Annotated in this window: 19 protein-coding genes; 16 read left to right on the top strand and 3 right to left on the bottom strand. The window is 36.2% G+C overall.

Annotated features, from left to right (window positions below; translation table 11 throughout):
- Positions 1 to 80 precede the first annotated feature (80 nt).
- From coxB to F0362_RS19330, 6 genes are all read left to right on the top strand, one after another.
- Positions 81 to 1,130, top strand: coding sequence for a cytochrome c oxidase subunit II (gene coxB, locus F0362_RS19355; RefSeq protein ID WP_000745270.1), 1,050 nt, complete (start codon positions 81 to 83; stop codon positions 1,128 to 1,130).
- Between the two features lie 60 nt (positions 1,131 to 1,190).
- On the top strand, positions 1,191 to 3,026 hold the full coding sequence (ctaD, locus tag F0362_RS19350; RefSeq protein WP_170957719.1) for a cytochrome c oxidase subunit I: 1,836 nt from the start codon (positions 1,191 to 1,193) through the stop codon (positions 3,024 to 3,026).
- Positions 3,026 to 3,649 carry a cytochrome c oxidase subunit III gene (gene ctaE, locus F0362_RS19345; RefSeq protein ID WP_000557861.1) on the top strand — a complete coding sequence of 208 codons (624 nt, stop codon included), beginning with the start codon at positions 3,026 to 3,028 and terminating at the stop codon, positions 3,647 to 3,649. Before ctaD ends, ctaE begins: the two co-directional genes overlap by 1 nt.
- 3 nt (positions 3,650 to 3,652) lie before the next feature.
- The gene (gene ctaF, locus F0362_RS19340; protein WP_001007827.1) at positions 3,653 to 3,985 is read left to right on the top strand and encodes a cytochrome c oxidase subunit IVB; all 333 of its coding nucleotides are present in this window, start codon (positions 3,653 to 3,655) and stop codon (positions 3,983 to 3,985) included.
- Positions 3,986 to 4,071: 86 nt separating this feature from the next.
- Positions 4,072 to 4,977, top strand: a complete 906-nt coding sequence (gene ctaG / locus F0362_RS19335; RefSeq protein ID WP_000069006.1) for a cytochrome c oxidase assembly factor CtaG — start codon at positions 4,072 to 4,074, stop codon at positions 4,975 to 4,977.
- A 241-nt stretch (positions 4,978 to 5,218) separates the two neighbouring features.
- Positions 5,219 to 6,217 carry a formamidase gene (locus F0362_RS19330; RefSeq protein ID WP_000535796.1) on the top strand — a complete coding sequence of 333 codons (999 nt, stop codon included), beginning with the start codon at positions 5,219 to 5,221 and terminating at the stop codon, positions 6,215 to 6,217.
- Positions 6,218 to 6,263: 46 nt separating this feature from the next.
- Here the strand turns inward: F0362_RS19330 and F0362_RS19325 are convergent, their stop codons facing one another.
- Positions 6,264 to 6,629, bottom strand: a complete 366-nt coding sequence (locus tag F0362_RS19325; protein ID WP_001160934.1) for a YugN family protein — start codon at positions 6,627 to 6,629, stop codon at positions 6,264 to 6,266.
- A 206-nt stretch (positions 6,630 to 6,835) separates the two neighbouring features.
- Between F0362_RS19325 and F0362_RS19320 the strand changes: the two genes are divergently transcribed.
- From F0362_RS19320 to F0362_RS19295, 6 genes are all read left to right on the top strand, one after another.
- Positions 6,836 to 7,870 carry a CAP domain-containing protein gene (locus F0362_RS19320; protein WP_000735382.1) on the top strand — a complete coding sequence of 345 codons (1,035 nt, stop codon included), beginning with the start codon at positions 6,836 to 6,838 and terminating at the stop codon, positions 7,868 to 7,870.
- A 111-nt stretch (positions 7,871 to 7,981) separates the two neighbouring features.
- A complete protein-coding gene (locus F0362_RS19315) occupies positions 7,982 to 8,428 on the top strand; it encodes a YlbD family protein (RefSeq protein WP_149889927.1) in 447 nt (148 codons plus the stop codon).
- Positions 8,429 to 8,439: 11 nt separating this feature from the next.
- Entirely contained in the window at positions 8,440 to 8,685 is a 246-nt protein-coding gene (locus tag F0362_RS19310) for a YlbE-like family protein (protein ID WP_001206442.1), read from the top strand.
- Positions 8,686 to 8,762: 77 nt separating this feature from the next.
- Positions 8,763 to 9,335 (top strand): histidine phosphatase family protein, encoded by a 573-nt coding sequence (locus tag F0362_RS19305; RefSeq protein ID WP_000134950.1) that lies wholly within the window; start codon positions 8,763 to 8,765, stop codon positions 9,333 to 9,335.
- A 114-nt stretch (positions 9,336 to 9,449) separates the two neighbouring features.
- A complete protein-coding gene (locus tag F0362_RS19300; protein ID WP_000634357.1) occupies positions 9,450 to 9,902 on the top strand; it encodes a YlbF/YmcA family competence regulator in 453 nt (150 codons plus the stop codon).
- A gap of 125 nt (positions 9,903 to 10,027) precedes the next feature.
- Entirely contained in the window at positions 10,028 to 10,294 is a 267-nt protein-coding gene (locus tag F0362_RS19295) for a YlbG family protein (RefSeq protein WP_002093356.1), read from the top strand.
- Positions 10,295 to 10,350: 56 nt separating this feature from the next.
- Here the strand turns inward: F0362_RS19295 and F0362_RS19290 are convergent, their stop codons facing one another.
- Positions 10,351 to 10,740 carry a DUF7147 family protein gene (locus tag F0362_RS19290; RefSeq protein WP_000616007.1) on the bottom strand — a complete coding sequence of 130 codons (390 nt, stop codon included), beginning with the start codon at positions 10,738 to 10,740 and terminating at the stop codon, positions 10,351 to 10,353.
- 649 nt (positions 10,741 to 11,389) lie between these two features.
- Between F0362_RS19290 and rsmD the strand changes: the two genes are divergently transcribed.
- The gene (gene rsmD, locus F0362_RS19285; protein WP_001266984.1) at positions 11,390 to 11,956 is read left to right on the top strand and encodes a 16S rRNA (guanine(966)-N(2))-methyltransferase RsmD; all 567 of its coding nucleotides are present in this window, start codon (positions 11,390 to 11,392) and stop codon (positions 11,954 to 11,956) included.
- On the top strand, positions 11,953 to 12,444 hold the full coding sequence (gene coaD / locus F0362_RS19280) for a pantetheine-phosphate adenylyltransferase (RefSeq protein ID WP_000200597.1): 492 nt from the start codon (positions 11,953 to 11,955) through the stop codon (positions 12,442 to 12,444). The genes rsmD and coaD overlap by 4 nt, the downstream gene beginning before the upstream one ends.
- On the opposite strand, the gene ylbJ is transcribed toward coaD, so the two are convergent.
- Positions 12,436 to 13,665, bottom strand: coding sequence for a sporulation integral membrane protein YlbJ (gene ylbJ, locus F0362_RS19275; RefSeq protein ID WP_000273078.1), 1,230 nt, complete (start codon positions 13,663 to 13,665; stop codon positions 12,436 to 12,438). The two genes, coaD and ylbJ, sit on opposite strands and share 9 nt — an antisense overlap.
- 113 nt (positions 13,666 to 13,778) lie before the next feature.
- Between ylbJ and F0362_RS19270 the strand changes: the two genes are divergently transcribed.
- A complete protein-coding gene (locus tag F0362_RS19270) occupies positions 13,779 to 14,570 on the top strand; it encodes a patatin-like phospholipase family protein (RefSeq protein WP_000662585.1) in 792 nt (263 codons plus the stop codon).
- Complete coding sequence (locus tag F0362_RS19265) at positions 14,563 to 15,588, top strand: SepM family pheromone-processing serine protease (protein WP_000476315.1); 1,026 nt, start codon at positions 14,563 to 14,565, stop codon at positions 15,586 to 15,588. Before F0362_RS19270 ends, F0362_RS19265 begins: the two co-directional genes overlap by 8 nt.
- Positions 15,589 to 15,608: the final 20 nt, after the last annotated feature.

Below are 15,608 nucleotides of genomic sequence, written 5' to 3'. Positions count from 1 at the left end.
TTGGATTTCTTTACGTTGAGATTTACTTTACTTAACTATAAAGTACAATCTAATTCACAAGGAAAGTGGGGGTTGTTTGTATGAAGAAACAGTGGCGACTGCTTTCGTTCGTTTCACTGCTGGCTTTACTGTTAGGGGGATGCGGTAAAGCCTTTCAATCTACTTTAATTCCGCAAGGAGAAGTAGCAAAAATGCAATATGATCTGCTCTTACTAGCGAGTGCGATCATGGTAGGAGTAGTACTAGTAGTTACTATTATTTTCTTGTATGTAATTGTGCGTTTCCGACAAAAGAAAGGTCAGGAAGATTATATTCCAGAACAAGTTGAAGGGAATCACAAACTAGAAATTATATGGACAGTTATTCCGATTATTCTTTTACTAATCTTAGCTGTTCCGACGGTTACATATACATTCAAACTTGCTGATGTAAGTGCGATGGAGAAAAAGAATATTGATAAAGATACGATCGTTGTTGATGTAACAGCGAATCTTTATTGGTGGGAATTTTCTTATAAATCAGAAAAAATAGTAACTTCTCAAGATTTAGTTATCCCCACAGGTAAGAAAGTGTATTTGAATTTGAAGGGTGCCGATATTAAACATTCATTCTGGGTTCCATCTTTAGCTGGTAAAATGGATACAAATACAGACAATGTAAACAAAATGTGGTTAAAGGCAGATAAATCGGGCACTTATAATGGTTTTTGTACAGAGTTTTGCGGCCCGTCACATTCTTTAATGCAATTTAAAGTGAAAGCTTTAGATGAAAGCGAGTACAAAAAATGGCTTGCTGATATGAAGAAGATTGATGGGAAAAAAGAAGTAGCTTCAACAAAGGCGCAAGAGGGCCAAGAAATATTTAATAAAAGCTGTATTGGTTGTCATGCAGTTGGATCTAATGATAGTAGACCACCTTCCGCTCGTATCGCACCAAACTTAGCGAACTTTGCTGATCGTGATACGGTTGCTGGTATTGCCGAAAATAATGAAGAAAACTTAAAAAAATGGCTGAAAGATCCTGAAAATATGAAGCCAGGAAATAAAATGACTGGTAAATATGGCAACTTAACGGATGATCAAATTGATGCATTAAATGCATACTTACAAACGTTAAAGATTGAAAAGTAAAGAGGGATTATTCGCGAAGGGGAGGTTGAAAACGTGAGCTCTGTAGCAAAAAAACAGGGGATGGGTGCTGTCATATGGGATTATTTAACGACAGTAGACCATAAAAAGATTGCCATTCTCTATTTAATTGCAGGTGGATTGTTTTTTATAATAGGCGGAATAGAAGCACTATTTATTCGCCTTCAATTAGCGATTCCTAACAACGCTTTTCTTGTTGGGGATGCTTATAATCAAGTATTAACGATGCACGGTACAACAATGATTTTCCTCGCAGCTATGCCACTCGTGTTTGCATTTATGAACGCCGCCGTGCCACTTCAAATTGGTGCGCGTGATGTAGCGTTCCCGTTTTTGAATTCACTCGGATTTTGGTTATTTTTCTTTGGTGGAGTATTTTTAAATTTAAGTTGGTTTTTAGGTGGAGCACCTGATGCAGGATGGACATCTTATGCATCATTAGCTTTAGCTTCTAAAGGCCATGGTGTTGATTTTTATGTACTCGGCTTGCAAATTTCAGGTATTGGTACATTAATTGGAGGTATTAACTTCCTTGTTACAATCATTAATATGCGTGCGCCAGGAATGACGTATATGCGTATGCCGATGTTTACATGGACAACGTTTGTAACATCTTCACTTATATTATTTGCTTTTCCGCCGTTAACTGTAGGATTAGGACTTTTAATGTTAGATCGTTTATTTGGAACAAGTTTCTTTAATCCAGCATTAGGTGGGAACACAATTATATGGGAGCATTTATTCTGGATTTTCGGTCATCCGGAAGTATACATTCTTATACTCCCAGCTTTCGGAATATTCTCAGAAATCTTCGCGACATTTTCGAAAAAACGATTATTTGGTTATTCATCGATGGTGTTTGCGACAGTATTAATTGGATTTTTAGGATTCATGGTATGGGCGCATCACATGTTTACTGTTGGCCTTGGTCCAGTTGCAAATGCTATTTTCTCAGTTGCGACAATGGCAATTGCGGTTCCGACAGGTATTAAAATATTTAACTGGCTCTTTACAATGTGGGGCGGAAGTATTCGTTTTACAACACCGATGATGTGGGCGGTAGCTTTTATTCCATCATTCGTAATGGGTGGAGTTACAGGCGTTATGCTTGCATCTGCACCAGCTGATTATCAATTTCATGATAACTATTTCGTAGTAGCGCACTTTCATTATGTAATCGTCGGTGGTGTTGTATTTGGTTTACTTGCAGGGGCTCATTATTATTGGCCACTGATGTTTAATAAAATATTAAATGAAACATTAGGTAAGATAACATTTTGGTTATTCTTTATCGGTTTCCATTTAACATTCTTTATTCAGCATTTCCTTGGATTGATTGGTATGCCACGTCGTTACTACACATATCTTGAGGGGCAAGGATTGGAAATGGGGAATATGATTAGTTCTATTGGAGCTGTGTTTATGGCTCTTGGAACGATTGTTCTTCTATTCAATGTAATAAAAACAACTGTATCAAAAGAGAAGGCTGGTCGTGATCCATGGGATGGACGTACACTAGAATGGACAATGCCAGCACCTACACCGGAATATAATTTCAAACAATTACCATTTGTTCGCGGGTTAGATCCGTTTTGGATTGAAAAACGTGAAGGTAATAAAGAGATGACGGCGGCGGAACCAGTTGGTGATATTCATATGCCAAATGCTTCATTTTCACCATTTATCATTTCTCTAGGCTTATTCATAGCGGCATTCGGTGCAATGTATATGCAAGGTGGAAAAGATAAGTTCTGGTTATTAGTAGCAATTATTGGTTTAATCATTACATTTGGCGCAATGTTCCTTCGTTCAGTAGTCGATGATCATGGATATCATATTCATAAGGAAGATTTAGAGGATAAGGGGGGCAAGGCATAATGCATGTAGATGAAAAATTAACGAATGAAACATTTCCAGCAGAGCCTGAAAAAGCAACCCTTGAGGGGAAAAATAAGTTTGTCGGTTTTTGGTTATTTCTTGGAGGCGAAACAGTATTGTTCGCTTCCTTGTTTGGCACATATTTAGCATTAAAAAACTCTACAAATGGTGGACCAACATCTCAAGAGATGTTTCAAATGCCGCTCGTTTTCATTATGACGATGCTTTTATTAACGAGTAGTTTAACGAGTGTATATGCGATGTACCATATGAAAAACTTTAATTTTAAGAAAATGCAACTTTGGCTACTTGTAACAGTGTTGCTTGGCTTAGGGTTTTTGGGATTTGAAATATATGAGTTTTATCATTATACACATGAATTTAAGCATACTATGAGAAGTAGTGCATTTGGCTCTGCATTTTATGCTCTTGTTGGTACACATGGACTTCACGTATTGTTTGGATTGTGTTGGATTTTAACATTAATTTTTAGAAATGCGAAGCGTGGTTTAAATTTATACAACGCACCAAAGTTTTATGTTGCATCAATTTATTGGCACTTTATTGACGTAGTTTGGGTGTTTATTTTCACTGTAGTATATTTAATGGGAATGGTGGGATAAACAATGGCGATAAGACAAACAAATAATCCTAAGGTGGATCTTGTTTATCGGAAGAGAAAAAGTGCAGAGGAGATGAAGCACCAAGTTATTACGTTTGCGCTAATGATTTTCCTGACATTAGTTGCATTTGTAGCGGTAGCATATCCAAAAACTTTTAGTCCAACCTTCTCTGTTCCGTTTATTTTACTATTAGCAGTGGTGCAAGTGATTTTTCAATTGTATTATTTTATGCATATGAGCCATAAAGGGCATGAGGCTGCAAGTTTCTTTCTGTATTCTGGCCTGTTAATAGGATTAATTACAATTTTAGCTTTTATGACAATCGTGTGGATTTGAAAAGTGAAGAATAAGGGGGCTTGTGTTGTCACAGCCCCCTCTTCACATTATGTGGAAGGATAACCATTAGGAAGGTGGGGGTGACAATGAGTAACTTATGGATATTTGGCTTTCAAGCTTTATGGAGTCCATTCTTTTTATTATTTATGCTTTCGATTCTTATTGGATACTTCTTAATTATTGGACCATATAGAACTCGATTTGAAAATGCGACGAAGGTAAGTAAAAAGCAAATTTTTTATTTTACGTCTGGAATTGTTCTTTTGTATTTTGTAAAGGGTGGACCTATTGATTTAATTGGCCATATTATATTTAGTGCACATATGTTTGAAATGGCAGTCATGTATATTGCAGTTCCGCCTTTATTATTACTTGGTATACCAGTTTGGTTATATCGTTATATTACTTCTTTTAAGCTAGTTCAGATTGTGTTGAAAATTTTTGCTAAACCGCTTATTGCATTGTTTGTATTTAATGGACTGTTTTCTTTTTATCATTTGCCAGTTGTTTTTGATGCAGTAAAACAAAGTCAAATTGCCCATCCGATTTGCCTCGCTATATTATTTTTTGCGGCAATCATGATGTGGTGGCCGATGTTAAATCCGTTACCAGAATATCAAACGTTAAGTGATATAAAGAAACTTGGTTATATGTTTGCTAACGGTATATTATTAACGCCAGCTTGTGCATTAATAATTTTTGCAACTGCACCGTTATTTGCAACGTATACGGATTCAGCTGCTTGGATGAAAGCGATGGAACTATGCGTACCTGCGGGAACTTTATCAGAATTAAATATAACTGGACCAGAATTTTTGCACTGGATGCCAGTAGTACAAGACCAACAAACGGGCGGTATCATTATGAAAATTGTCCAGGAAATAGTGTACGGTACGATTATCGGCTATGTATTCTTTAAATGGGCGCGTAGAGAACGCGAAAAGGATAAGGAGCAGTTGCAACAATTGCCGCCATATTTACAGACTAAGTAAAAAAGTGTATGGGATTCCATATGCTTTTTCTTTTTTTTAGTTTTAGCTTTAGGTATTTATAAAAGATTGAATTTTCAATCTTTTTGTGTTAAGTTAGTGTTGGCGTGTACTAAAAGTGGATATAAAATTTACTACTAGCTTTCATGCGTAATAATTCCATATGTAGTGCAAGTTTTTTAGAGAGTTACAAATTTATATTGTTATCTTTAATAAACACGAACTATTTTAAGGGGGAATTTAAATGGGTAGTAGCGGAAGTATGGTAAAGCCGATTAGTGGTTTTTTAACAGCGTTAATTCAATATCCAGTACCGGTAGTAGAGTCACGTGCAGACATTGATAAACAAATTAAACAAATCATAAAAACAATTCATTCAACTAAATCAGGTTATCCTGGATTAGAATTAATAGTATTTCCCGAATATAGTACACAAGGGCTCAATACAAAAAAATGGACTACAGAAGAGTTTTTATGTACAGTGCCTGGGCCAGAAACAGACTTATTTGCTGAGGCATGTAAAGAATCTGAAGTGTATGGTGTTTTTTCTATAATGGAAAGAAATCCTGATGGTGGAGAACCTTATAATACAGCGATTATTATTGATCCACAGGGTGAAATGATTTTGAAGTATCGTAAGTTAAATCCTTGGGTGCCGGTCGAGCCTTGGAAAGCTGGAGATTTAGGCTTACCTGTTTGTGATGGACCTGGAGGGAGTAAATTAGCTGTTTGTATTTGTCATGATGGCATGTTCCCTGAAGTAGCCCGTGAAGCAGCCTATAAAGGCGCGAATGTCTTGATCCGTATTTCTGGATATAGCACACAAGTTAGTGAACAATGGATGTTAACCAATCGTTCAAATGCATGGCAAAATTTAATGTATACATTGTCAGTGAACTTAGCGGGTTATGATGGTGTATTTTATTACTTTGGTGAAGGACAAGTATGTAATTTTGATGGGACTACTTTAGTGCAGGGGCACCGAAACCCTTGGGAGATTGTTACTGCCGAAGTATATCCAGAGCTAGCAGATCAGGCTAGATTAGGATGGGGGCTCGAAAATAATATATATAATTTAGGCTCAAGGGGATATGTAGCGACTCCTGGTGGAGTGAAAGAGAACCCGTATACGTTTGTAAAAGATTTAGCTGAAGGTAAGTATAAAGTTCCCTGGGAAGATGAGATTAAAGTGAAAGATGGATCCATTTATGGGTATCCAGTTAAAAAGACGATTCATTCTTAAGGAAGATAAATAGAACAAGCGCATCATATTGATGCGCTTGTTCGGTTTACTCAATAATTTGAAATGCTTTTAACTCTTTTTCGACATTTTGTAGGAGTTGTTCGCTTTTTTGGAGTACATTTGTTGGGAAAGTCTCATCATCACCATATTCAACACCGTGAGGATAATAATGTTTTCCTAATAAGGGAGGGAGTAGTTTTACTTCAGCGTGTCTGCTGCCAATGTCGCCTTCAACAGCAACTCCGCGCACTCGTAAGTAATAAATATCCTTTAATATTTCAAATTTATAATCGTATGTAACTCTTTCGTAATCCCACTGTCCAGCTAGTACAAAATGGTTCTTTTCCATAATCTCAGTTAAAAGGGATAAATCAACGACGGCCCCATTAAATTTCGTATTTGTAAATTGCATATAATACCTCCTTTTTTAATGTTACATCATTATTTTTATAATAGTATGAATAATAAGAAAGTGCAATTCATATTGAGAGAAAAGGGATAATCCAGACTTTTTTTGTGAAAATATGATATAGTGAAAAGAGTACGGTACACACAAAAAAGGAAATAAAAGGATTTGTGTATATCTCAATTTTATGTTTTGTGCAGGAGGTATATCGTTTGAAGAAATTATTGCGTATCGTAATGATTACATTTTTAATTTTAGCTGTTGATTTATACGGGAAATTACTCGTTTCACAATATATATTAACCCCATCTCAATCAAAACAAGAAAATAAAATTGTGAAAAAGAAAAAACAAGTCGATGAGGACTCCTCAGACACTGTTTTAAATATGATTGGTGGAGATTCTGAAAATCTATTGGCAAAGTGGGGAGAACCAGCTCGAATAGAGCCATCTGCTTACGGTTATGAATGGTGGGTGTACAATCAAGATTTAAATCAGTACGTTCAATTTGGAGTTGCTGAACGTAAAATTGTAACAGCGTATGTTGCTGGTGAACAAGTTAAGGTACCGCCTTATTATATAAATGAAAAATATGAAGATGTATACAAAAAGAATCCGCTCTCGCATGAGATTTCATTAAAAAGAGGGAAGAATAGTTATCAATTTGAGTTATCTGATACGGAAGTAATGGAACAGCCGTTAGTACCTGTAGAAGATGGATGGGCACAATTATATTTTGATCATTTCACACATGAACTCGTTGGTGTTCGTTATATGGATGATGAAACGTTATTGCGCCAAAGACCGTATCAGCTTGTTTATTCAGGTGAATTAATAGCAGAACAACCATTAACACCAGAAAAGATGAAACAAGTAGAGAATGGGAATATGCAACAAATTTTTGATTTAACAAATATTATTCGAAGTCGTCATGAACTACCATTGTTAACGTGGGATCAACAAACAGCAGATGTTGCTATTGGACATAGCAAAGATATGAAAGACAATAATTACTTTTCACATGATTCACCTACATTAGGTACGTTAGGAGATCGTTTACAACGAGGACGAGTAGGGTTTCAGCTTGCTGGTGAGAATATAGCGGCACAACATAGTGATGGAATTGCGGCGGTACAAGGTTGGTTAAATAGTGAGGGGCATAGAAAAAATTTATTTAATGAACAATTTACCGGATTAGGTGTTGGGGTATATGATAAATTTTATACGCAAAACTTTATTCGAAAATAAAGTGAAACTTTAAGTAGTGTAAAAAAGGTGCATGAATCGTCTAAAAATAGGCGAACCATGCGCCTTTTTTTTCTTACAATATAAGTAGATATACATGAAGAGGTGAGGATTATGCCAACAACAAAAGGACCGTTACATCCATCGGTTCAACAGTTTAAAGAATTTGTAAACCATCACCCTAAAATGGTTCATGACGTTAGAAGTGGTCAAAAAACTTGGCAGCAATTTTATGAAGAATGGTACTTACTTGGTGAGGAAGATCCAATATGGGCAACTTATAGACCTGATGGAGCGCCTGCCTTTTCTTCAGTAAAAGAAAATAAAAAAGAGAAGGAAAAAGACAATCGAACTGAAGAGGAAAAAACTGCTGATGTGATGGAACAAATGCTTTCTTTTTTTAAAAAGCTAGATGTGGAACAAATGCAGCATCATTTAGCTAATGTGACGAGTGCTATCGGGAGTGTGCAACAAGTTATTCAACAGTTTCAAGGAAGTCGCACGCAACAAGAACAAAGTACTTCCAAAGAAAATAATCCATTTTTCTTTCAAAAGGATTAGGGGGAAAGATGATGAGAGAAGAACTTATGGAGTTTATAAAGGCTGATGAGGACTTATCGCGTTATATTAGGGAGCAGCCATACTGGTATAGGAAGTTAACCCGAAATCCTGAAGAAAAAGAAGCTTTTGAGCTGGCTGCTATGCAACATTTCAAAAAAACGATACCAGATAAAGTAGAAAAATTTCAAAATCAATTGGCGGTTGCTTCGATCATGATTGATATGTTTCAGTATATGAAGCAGCAAAATACGACATAATTGGAAGGGAAAACTATGTCCGTCATGCAGAACTTTTGTTACAATAGAAGCGGATTATTTAAAAAAGGAGTTGCAGCATGACGGAAATTTGTTTAGTACGACATGGACAAACTGATTGGAATTTTCAAGAGATTATTCAGGGGCGTGAAGATATTCCACTTAATGAAGTTGGGAAAAAGCAAGCGAGTCAAAGTGCGGCTGCTTTGCAAGTAGAATCGTGGGATATTATTATAAGTAGTCCGTTAATTAGAGCACAAGAAACGGCTAAGGCAATCGCAGAGGCAGCTGGATTACAATCCATTTTATTAGATGAACGATTTGTTGAACGGAATTTTGGAGAAGCTTCAGGGAAGCCGGTTGCGACTGTTAGAGAGTTAATTGCGGAGGGTAAAGTAGAAGGTATGGAGTTAGATAAAGAAATTGTAGCTCGTTGCTTTGCTGCTTTAGAAGATGTTGCAGTAACTCATTCTGGTAAACGTATTATTATTGTTGCTCATTCACATGCGATAAAAGCTATTTTACATGCAATTGCACCAGATGAAATTACGTTTAAGACCCCGTTAAAAAATGCATGTATTAGTTATGTGAAAGAAAACGGCGGAGAATGGGATGTTCTTAAATATAATATTGCGGAACATATTAATGTATAAGCGTATCTGAGATTGTTTGAAAATAGTTAGAGTCATATCTTTCTTTTAAGTGAGTCACTTCAATTAGTAGTTCTATTCTAAATGTGGTATGATGAATACTCGGAGGTGTCTCTCATGATTGTAGCGACGCTAGAAAGCGTATTAATATTAGATAAGGCAGAGCAGCTTGCAAAAGCGATCATCTGTTCAGATATAGCAGAAGATTATCGTAAGTGTTATAAAGAATTGCATGAGGATGTGGAAGTTCAGACATTAATTCAGCAATTTACAGCGATGAAGGAACGATATGAGGAAGTGCAGCGTTTTGGGAAATACCATCCTGACTATACTATCGTGTCAACAAAAATGAGGGAATTAAAGCGTTCTGTAGACTTGCATGATAAGATTGCAACCTTTAAACGAGCAGAAACTGCTTTACAAAAGTTATTAGATGAAGTTAGTGTAGCAATTGGTTCTGAGGTATCCTCTTCTATTAAAGTTCCAACAGGAAATCCATTTTTCGATGCTGGTGGCTGTGGCGGAGGTTGCGGTACTGGCGGAGGTTGCGGTTGTAAAAAAACGGGGTGATGTACCCCGTTTTTTAGAAGATGTAAGAAAACGTATACAGAGTTTGTTTCATTATGTCATAAATTTCTGGTTAGTTTTCAAAAATATAAAATATAAGTTTTTAAAAGGAGAAGATGGAGAAGATTATGTTCGGGCAACGACAAAGTATGATTGTTTATTTACATTCATTGAAACATGCCAAGATTTTAAGAAAATATGGTAACATACATTACATATCAAAACGATTAAAATATGCCGTTGTATATTGTGATATGGAACAAATTGAGCATATGATGCATAAGTTGAATAAACTTCCTTTTGTGAAAAAGATAGAACAGTCGTACCGTCCGTTTTTAAAAACGGAATTTGAAAATTCCCGTCCTGATCGGGCAAAAGAATACGATTATAGTTAAAGTAAAAAAATCCCCTGCTACGTTTAGCGTGGGATTTTTTTACTTTAAATAAAGTGTTATTTCATTGGAGGAATGAAATTATTCATTCGTAAAATACCAATTAGATGATTGAAAAATAGTTCTTTTTCTGGGAAAGTTGTGGACGGTTTTACAGTAAATGTGGTCACTTTTTTTCCTAGTTTTTCTGCCATTTCTTCAAATAAAATGACACGTTTACTTTTTTTATTTTCAGGCATAGGAATACCTTCACGACATATGTATAATGGCTGGAAATCACCAGTAGTGGTCGGTTTTAATATTACAACAAGCGAGCATACTTTCTTTTCGTTTTTAATTGTTTCAAATTGTAACATATGTGTTATACGTTCTTGGTTTGCTTTGGCAATTTCAAGTAATTCATATAAATCAGAGTAGCCTTCTCCAAGTTCTATAAAGCGTTGAATCATATCTTTTCCTCCTCTTTCTTTTACTGTACCATCTCACTTTTTAAATGAAAAGTAGACAAAGAAAAAAAACCCTGCAAAGCAGGGCCCTTCTTATACTAGTATGTACTAGTAAGAAGGCAAAGGGAGAGGAGAAACCGGAGGAAGAACTTATGGGGAAACGTAAGTCTTCTCCGCGGTTGGCAACAACATCGAAGGTGATGTTGTTATAATTATTTATGTCCAATCTAAATGAAGATATACATAATGAATTTAAATTTTATGTTTGGCTTTTTATTTTTCTTTTTTTTATTTTATGATAGGATAAAAAAAGATAAAGTGAAACTTTAATCAGTGGGGCATCCCCGCTGATTATTAGCCTTCACTAATCGGGCGTTTACGGGCAGTTAATTTCCCACCTCACTTTTTGTTCTAACCGAATTTTGAGTTGGGAGTTTTACTGCCCGTTAATGCGGGGGAAAGTGGAATTAATGTACATAATGGGTTTGTGTTAGCGAATGGCGAGATAAATACATAAAAAATGACGAGCGGTTATTTTTAGAGAAAGTTTCTTATGGATAGGTGAAAGTTACATATAGTTTTGCAGCGGTTACTGAAGTGGGAAATTATTTTATAAGCGCTCGATAGATTGAAATAAAGGTAGTGACAACAGATGAGAGTAGTTTCAGGAAAATGTAAAGGGCACCCACTTAAAGCGGTTCCCGGCAATACAACACGTCCAACGACGGATAAAGTAAAAGAATCTATTTTTAATATGATAGGCCCTTATTTTGATGGTGGTACCGCTCTTGATTTATTTGGCGGTAGTGGTGGCCTTGGAATTGAGGCTATAAGTAGAGGGATTGAAAAAGCGATTTTTGTTGATCGAGATAGTAAAGCGATAAAAGTCATTCATCAAAATTTAGAAAGTTGTAGAATACATGAACAAGCTGAAGTGTATCGAAATGATGCAGAGCGTGCGGTGAAAGCGCTCATAAAGCGTGAAATGTCATTCGATCTTATACTAATAGATCCTCCATACAAAGATCAAAAAATTGTATCTTTGATTAGTGTGATGGATCAACATGGATTGCTACATAGAGATGGATTAATTATGTCAGAGCATGGTAATGATGTTGTTTTACCTGATTCTATAGGGAATCTTGTAAAAGTAAGAGCTGAAAATTATGGGATTACAGCAATATCGATTTATAAGTATGAAGGTGAGGAGACAGAATGACAAGTATAGCTATTTCTTCAGGGAGTTTTGATCCAATTACCCTTGGGCATCTTGATATTATTAAAAGGGGAGCAAAAGTGTTTGATGAAGTGTACGTAGTTGTTTTAAACAATTCATCAAAAAAACCATTCTTTTCAGTTGAAGAACGTCTAGATTTAATTCGAGAAGCAACAAAGGATATCCCAAATGTAAAAGTGGATTCGCATAGCGGGCTATTAGTGGAGTATGCAAAAATGCGTAATGCAAATGCAATTTTACGTGGTTTACGAGCGGTTTCTGACTTTGAATATGAGATGCAAATTACTTCTATGAATCGAAAATTAGATGAAAATATTGAAACCTTTTTTATAATGACAAACAACCAATATTCATTTTTAAGTTCGAGTATTGTGAAAGAAGTTGCGAGGTATGGAGGAAGTGTAGTAGATCTTGTGCCTCCTATTGTAGAGCGTGCTTTAAAAGAAAAGTTTCAAACCCCGTTAAAGTGAACGGGGTTTTTCTTTATTCATGCGTAAAAACAATAAGATAACATATAAGTATAAACAAAATAATGTGAAAATCGGTCCGTAGTGTACAAAAGATGTCCAAATTTCAAGTAGTGTAGAAGAATGATTGGATAAAAATACGGGAATATCTTTTTCCATAGGTGAGAAAGAACTTACTTTCTCATAAAAAGGTTTCCAAAATATAAACGTAAAAATAGGAGCAAGAATACTTTGGATAAGTCGTGCGAAAAAATATGGCTTAAATCGGATATCCGTTTCAGCTAGTATGCTAGCAACTTGTGCCTGAATTGAAAGGCCGCTAAATGCTAAAATGAAGCTTGTTACCATCGCTTGTTGCAGAAGGGGTGTTTCATTTATTTGACTAATCATTTGGCTTCCGAGTGTCATTTCAAAAATACCTGATAATATCGGAATACTAAAATCAGTACTTAGTTGGAAGAATGATAAAATATGTTGCATAATAAAAGAAAGAGTTGCTGTAATATGGAATACAGTAATCATTTTGTTTAACACAGAAAATAAAATAATAAATCCGCCAATCATAAGTAATGTTTGAATGGAAGAAACGATAGCGTCCCCAAGTAATTTTCCTATTGGTCTTTTTTCTTGCAAGCGTGTTTGGTGAAGGATTGAAAAAGGGTTTTGAAAAGGACGTTTTTTAGTAGTTTGTTTATCATTTGTGTAAGATGTGTTATGCCCGTAAAAACGCATTATTAATCCGACGGCAAAGTTGCTTAAATAATGTGCAGCAGCTAGTACGATTCCTAATTTCGGATTATTGAAAAAACCGATAGAAACAGCTCCAAAAATAAAAAGTGGATTAGAAGAGTTTGTGAAAGATACGAGGCGCTCGGCTTCAATTTGTGTTATTTGATCGCTTTTTCGCAGTCTAGCGCTTAATTTGGCGCCAGCAGGGAACCCTGAGGCCATGCCCATTGCCCAAACAAATCCACCTATTCCTGGAACGCGAAAAAGTGGTCGCATGAGTGGTTCTAATATAACGCCTATAAATTTTACAACACCGATACTAATTAGAAGTTCCGCAATGATGAAAAACGGTAATAGTGAAGGGAATACAACTTCCCACCATATATTTAACCCTCGAATGGAAGCTTGCAAAGCAGCTTGGGGGTGGAGTACAAGAGAAAAGGTTAAAAATAGTGTTGATATGGTAAGGAAAGCGGTTTTCCATTTTTCATACATGTAAGTAAATCCCCCTTTGTCCCAAAAAACGTTCATTTCAGTATACGTGGATACGTGGTGAATTTAGACCATAAGTATGAAAAAGGGATGAAAAAAATTAAAGGGTGAGAAAAATGAAAGAACCGAAGATTGGTTTAGCGCTTGGATCTGGGGGAGCGAAAGGATTTGCTCATATTGGCGTTATAAAAGTTTTAAGGGAAGCGGGTATCCCGATTCATATGATTGCAGGGAGTAGTATGGGGGCCTTAATAGGTACATTTTATGCGGCTGGCTGTAACGTTGAACGATTGTATAAATTGGCGACTGTTTTTAAGAGGAAATACTATTTAGATTTCACGGTACCAAAAATGGGGTTTATTGCTGGTAAACGTGTCAAAGATATGATTAAAATGTTTACATATAATAAAAATTTAGAAGAGTTAGATATCCCGACAGCTGTTGTGGCTACTGACATATTGAAGGGGGAGAAAGTGGTTTTTACAAGTGGTCCTGTTGCAGATGCGGTGAGGGCTAGTATATCTGTCCCTGGAGTGTTTGTGCCAGAAAAGGTAAATGGACGATTATTAGTAGATGGTGGAGTGATTGATCGCATCCCAGTTTCGGTTGTAAAAGAGTTAGGTGCCGATATTGTTATTGCTGTTGATGTATCTCCGATTAAGGTGAATGGTGAGGTTACATCTATTTATGATGTAATTATGCAAAGTATTGAAATTATGCAGCATGAGCTTGTAATGAATCGGCAAATTGCATCAGATTTAATGATGCGACCAGCTGTGGAACAATTTAGTTCACGTGCTTTTACAAACATTGAAGACATTATTCGAGTCGGAGAAGTAGAAGCAGAAAAACATGTTTCAAATATTTATTTATTAATTGAGCAGTGGAAGGAGAAACATAATGTTTAAGCGTTTTCGGTTTATATATGCAATCTTAATAGGTGTGATATTGGCGATGTTACTTGTTTATGTGCGTTTACCGTACTATGTAACAAAACCAGGAATGGCTGCGAAATTAGAGCCGTATGTCCAAGTTGAGGGTGGAACAAAAGAATCTGGTGATTTTATGCTTGTAACGGTTTCGATGGGGCCGGCAAATGTGGTGAATTTAATAGCGGCACAATTTAATAAATATACACATGTTTCGAAGGCGGAAGAAATATTGCAAAGGGGCGAGAGTGATGAAGAATATCAATTCCGCCAAAATTATGCAATGAAAGACTCGCAAAATGCAGCAATTTATAATGCGTATAAACAAGCGAATCGTACTGTTTCTTTTGAAAATAAAGGTGTATTAGTTGCTGGTGTAGCGAAGGGTATGCCGTCAGAGGGGAAGCTTAAGCTTGGAGATATCATCATAGCTGTCGACGGAAAAACATTCGAAAAGACGGATCAATTTATTGAGTATATGACAGGGAAAAAAGAAGGAGATACAGTAAATATTGAGTACATGCGAGGCGGAAAACAGTTAAAAGAAAATTTAAATGTAAAGACAATTCCTAATGGAAATGGCCGCGTAGGTATAGGTGTCTCTATCGTGACGGAAAGAGAGTTAGTAGTAGATCCGAAAGTGAAAATTGATTCCCATGAAATAGGTGGGCCATCAGCAGGCTTAATGTTTACATTAGAAATATATAATCAACTTGTGGAAGAAGATTTAACAAAAGGACATGAAATTGCTGGAACAGGTACAATTAATGAAAAGGGAGAAATTGGCCCAATTGGTGGTATACAGCAAAAAGTGGTAGCTGCTAGTGATGCGGGTGCTGAGGTGTTTTTTGCGCCAAATGAAAAAGGTGCGGAGAAATCCAACTATAAAGATGCACTTGAGGCTGCGAAAGATATTAAAACAAAAATGAAGGTTGTACCAGTGGATACGCTGGATGATGCGTTGAAGTATTTGGAAAAAATGGGTGAGAAAAAATAAACCTCTCTGAAATAGAGAGG

Source organism: Bacillus sp. BS98, assembly GCF_008432245.1.
GTDB classification, from domain to species: domain Bacteria; phylum Bacillota; class Bacilli; order Bacillales; family Bacillaceae_G; genus Bacillus_A; species Bacillus_A toyonensis.
Note: the sequence above shows the minus strand (reverse complement) of the source record. Positions and strands in the feature narration are given on the sequence as shown.

Coding starts and splice junctions, on each gene's coding strand:
- coxB (WP_000745270.1), top strand. CDS start 81: ATGAAGAAACAGTGGCGACTGCTTTCGTTCGTTTCACTGCTGGCTTTA.
- ctaD (WP_170957719.1), top strand. CDS start 1,191: ATGGGTGCTGTCATATGGGATTATTTAACGACAGTAGACCATAAAAAG.
- ctaE (WP_000557861.1), top strand. CDS start 3,026: ATGCATGTAGATGAAAAATTAACGAATGAAACATTTCCAGCAGAGCCT.
- ctaF (WP_001007827.1), top strand. CDS start 3,653: ATGGCGATAAGACAAACAAATAATCCTAAGGTGGATCTTGTTTATCGG.
- ctaG (WP_000069006.1), top strand. CDS start 4,072: ATGAGTAACTTATGGATATTTGGCTTTCAAGCTTTATGGAGTCCATTC.
- F0362_RS19330 (WP_000535796.1), top strand. CDS start 5,219: ATGGGTAGTAGCGGAAGTATGGTAAAGCCGATTAGTGGTTTTTTAACA.
- F0362_RS19325 (WP_001160934.1), bottom strand. CDS start 6,629: ATGCAATTTACAAATACGAAATTTAATGGGGCCGTCGTTGATTTATCC.
- F0362_RS19315 (WP_149889927.1), top strand. CDS start 7,982: ATGCCAACAACAAAAGGACCGTTACATCCATCGGTTCAACAGTTTAAA.
- F0362_RS19310 (WP_001206442.1), top strand. CDS start 8,440: ATGAGAGAAGAACTTATGGAGTTTATAAAGGCTGATGAGGACTTATCG.
- F0362_RS19305 (WP_000134950.1), top strand. CDS start 8,763: ATGACGGAAATTTGTTTAGTACGACATGGACAAACTGATTGGAATTTT.
- F0362_RS19300 (WP_000634357.1), top strand. CDS start 9,450: ATGATTGTAGCGACGCTAGAAAGCGTATTAATATTAGATAAGGCAGAG.
- F0362_RS19295 (WP_002093356.1), top strand. CDS start 10,028: ATGTTCGGGCAACGACAAAGTATGATTGTTTATTTACATTCATTGAAA.
- F0362_RS19290 (WP_000616007.1), bottom strand. CDS start 10,740: ATGATTCAACGCTTTATAGAACTTGGAGAAGGCTACTCTGATTTATAT.
- rsmD (WP_001266984.1), top strand. CDS start 11,390: ATGAGAGTAGTTTCAGGAAAATGTAAAGGGCACCCACTTAAAGCGGTT.
- coaD (WP_000200597.1), top strand. CDS start 11,953: ATGACAAGTATAGCTATTTCTTCAGGGAGTTTTGATCCAATTACCCTT.
- ylbJ (WP_000273078.1), bottom strand. CDS start 13,665: ATGTATGAAAAATGGAAAACCGCTTTCCTTACCATATCAACACTATTT.
- F0362_RS19270 (WP_000662585.1), top strand. CDS start 13,779: ATGAAAGAACCGAAGATTGGTTTAGCGCTTGGATCTGGGGGAGCGAAA.
- F0362_RS19265 (WP_000476315.1), top strand. CDS start 14,563: ATGTTTAAGCGTTTTCGGTTTATATATGCAATCTTAATAGGTGTGATA.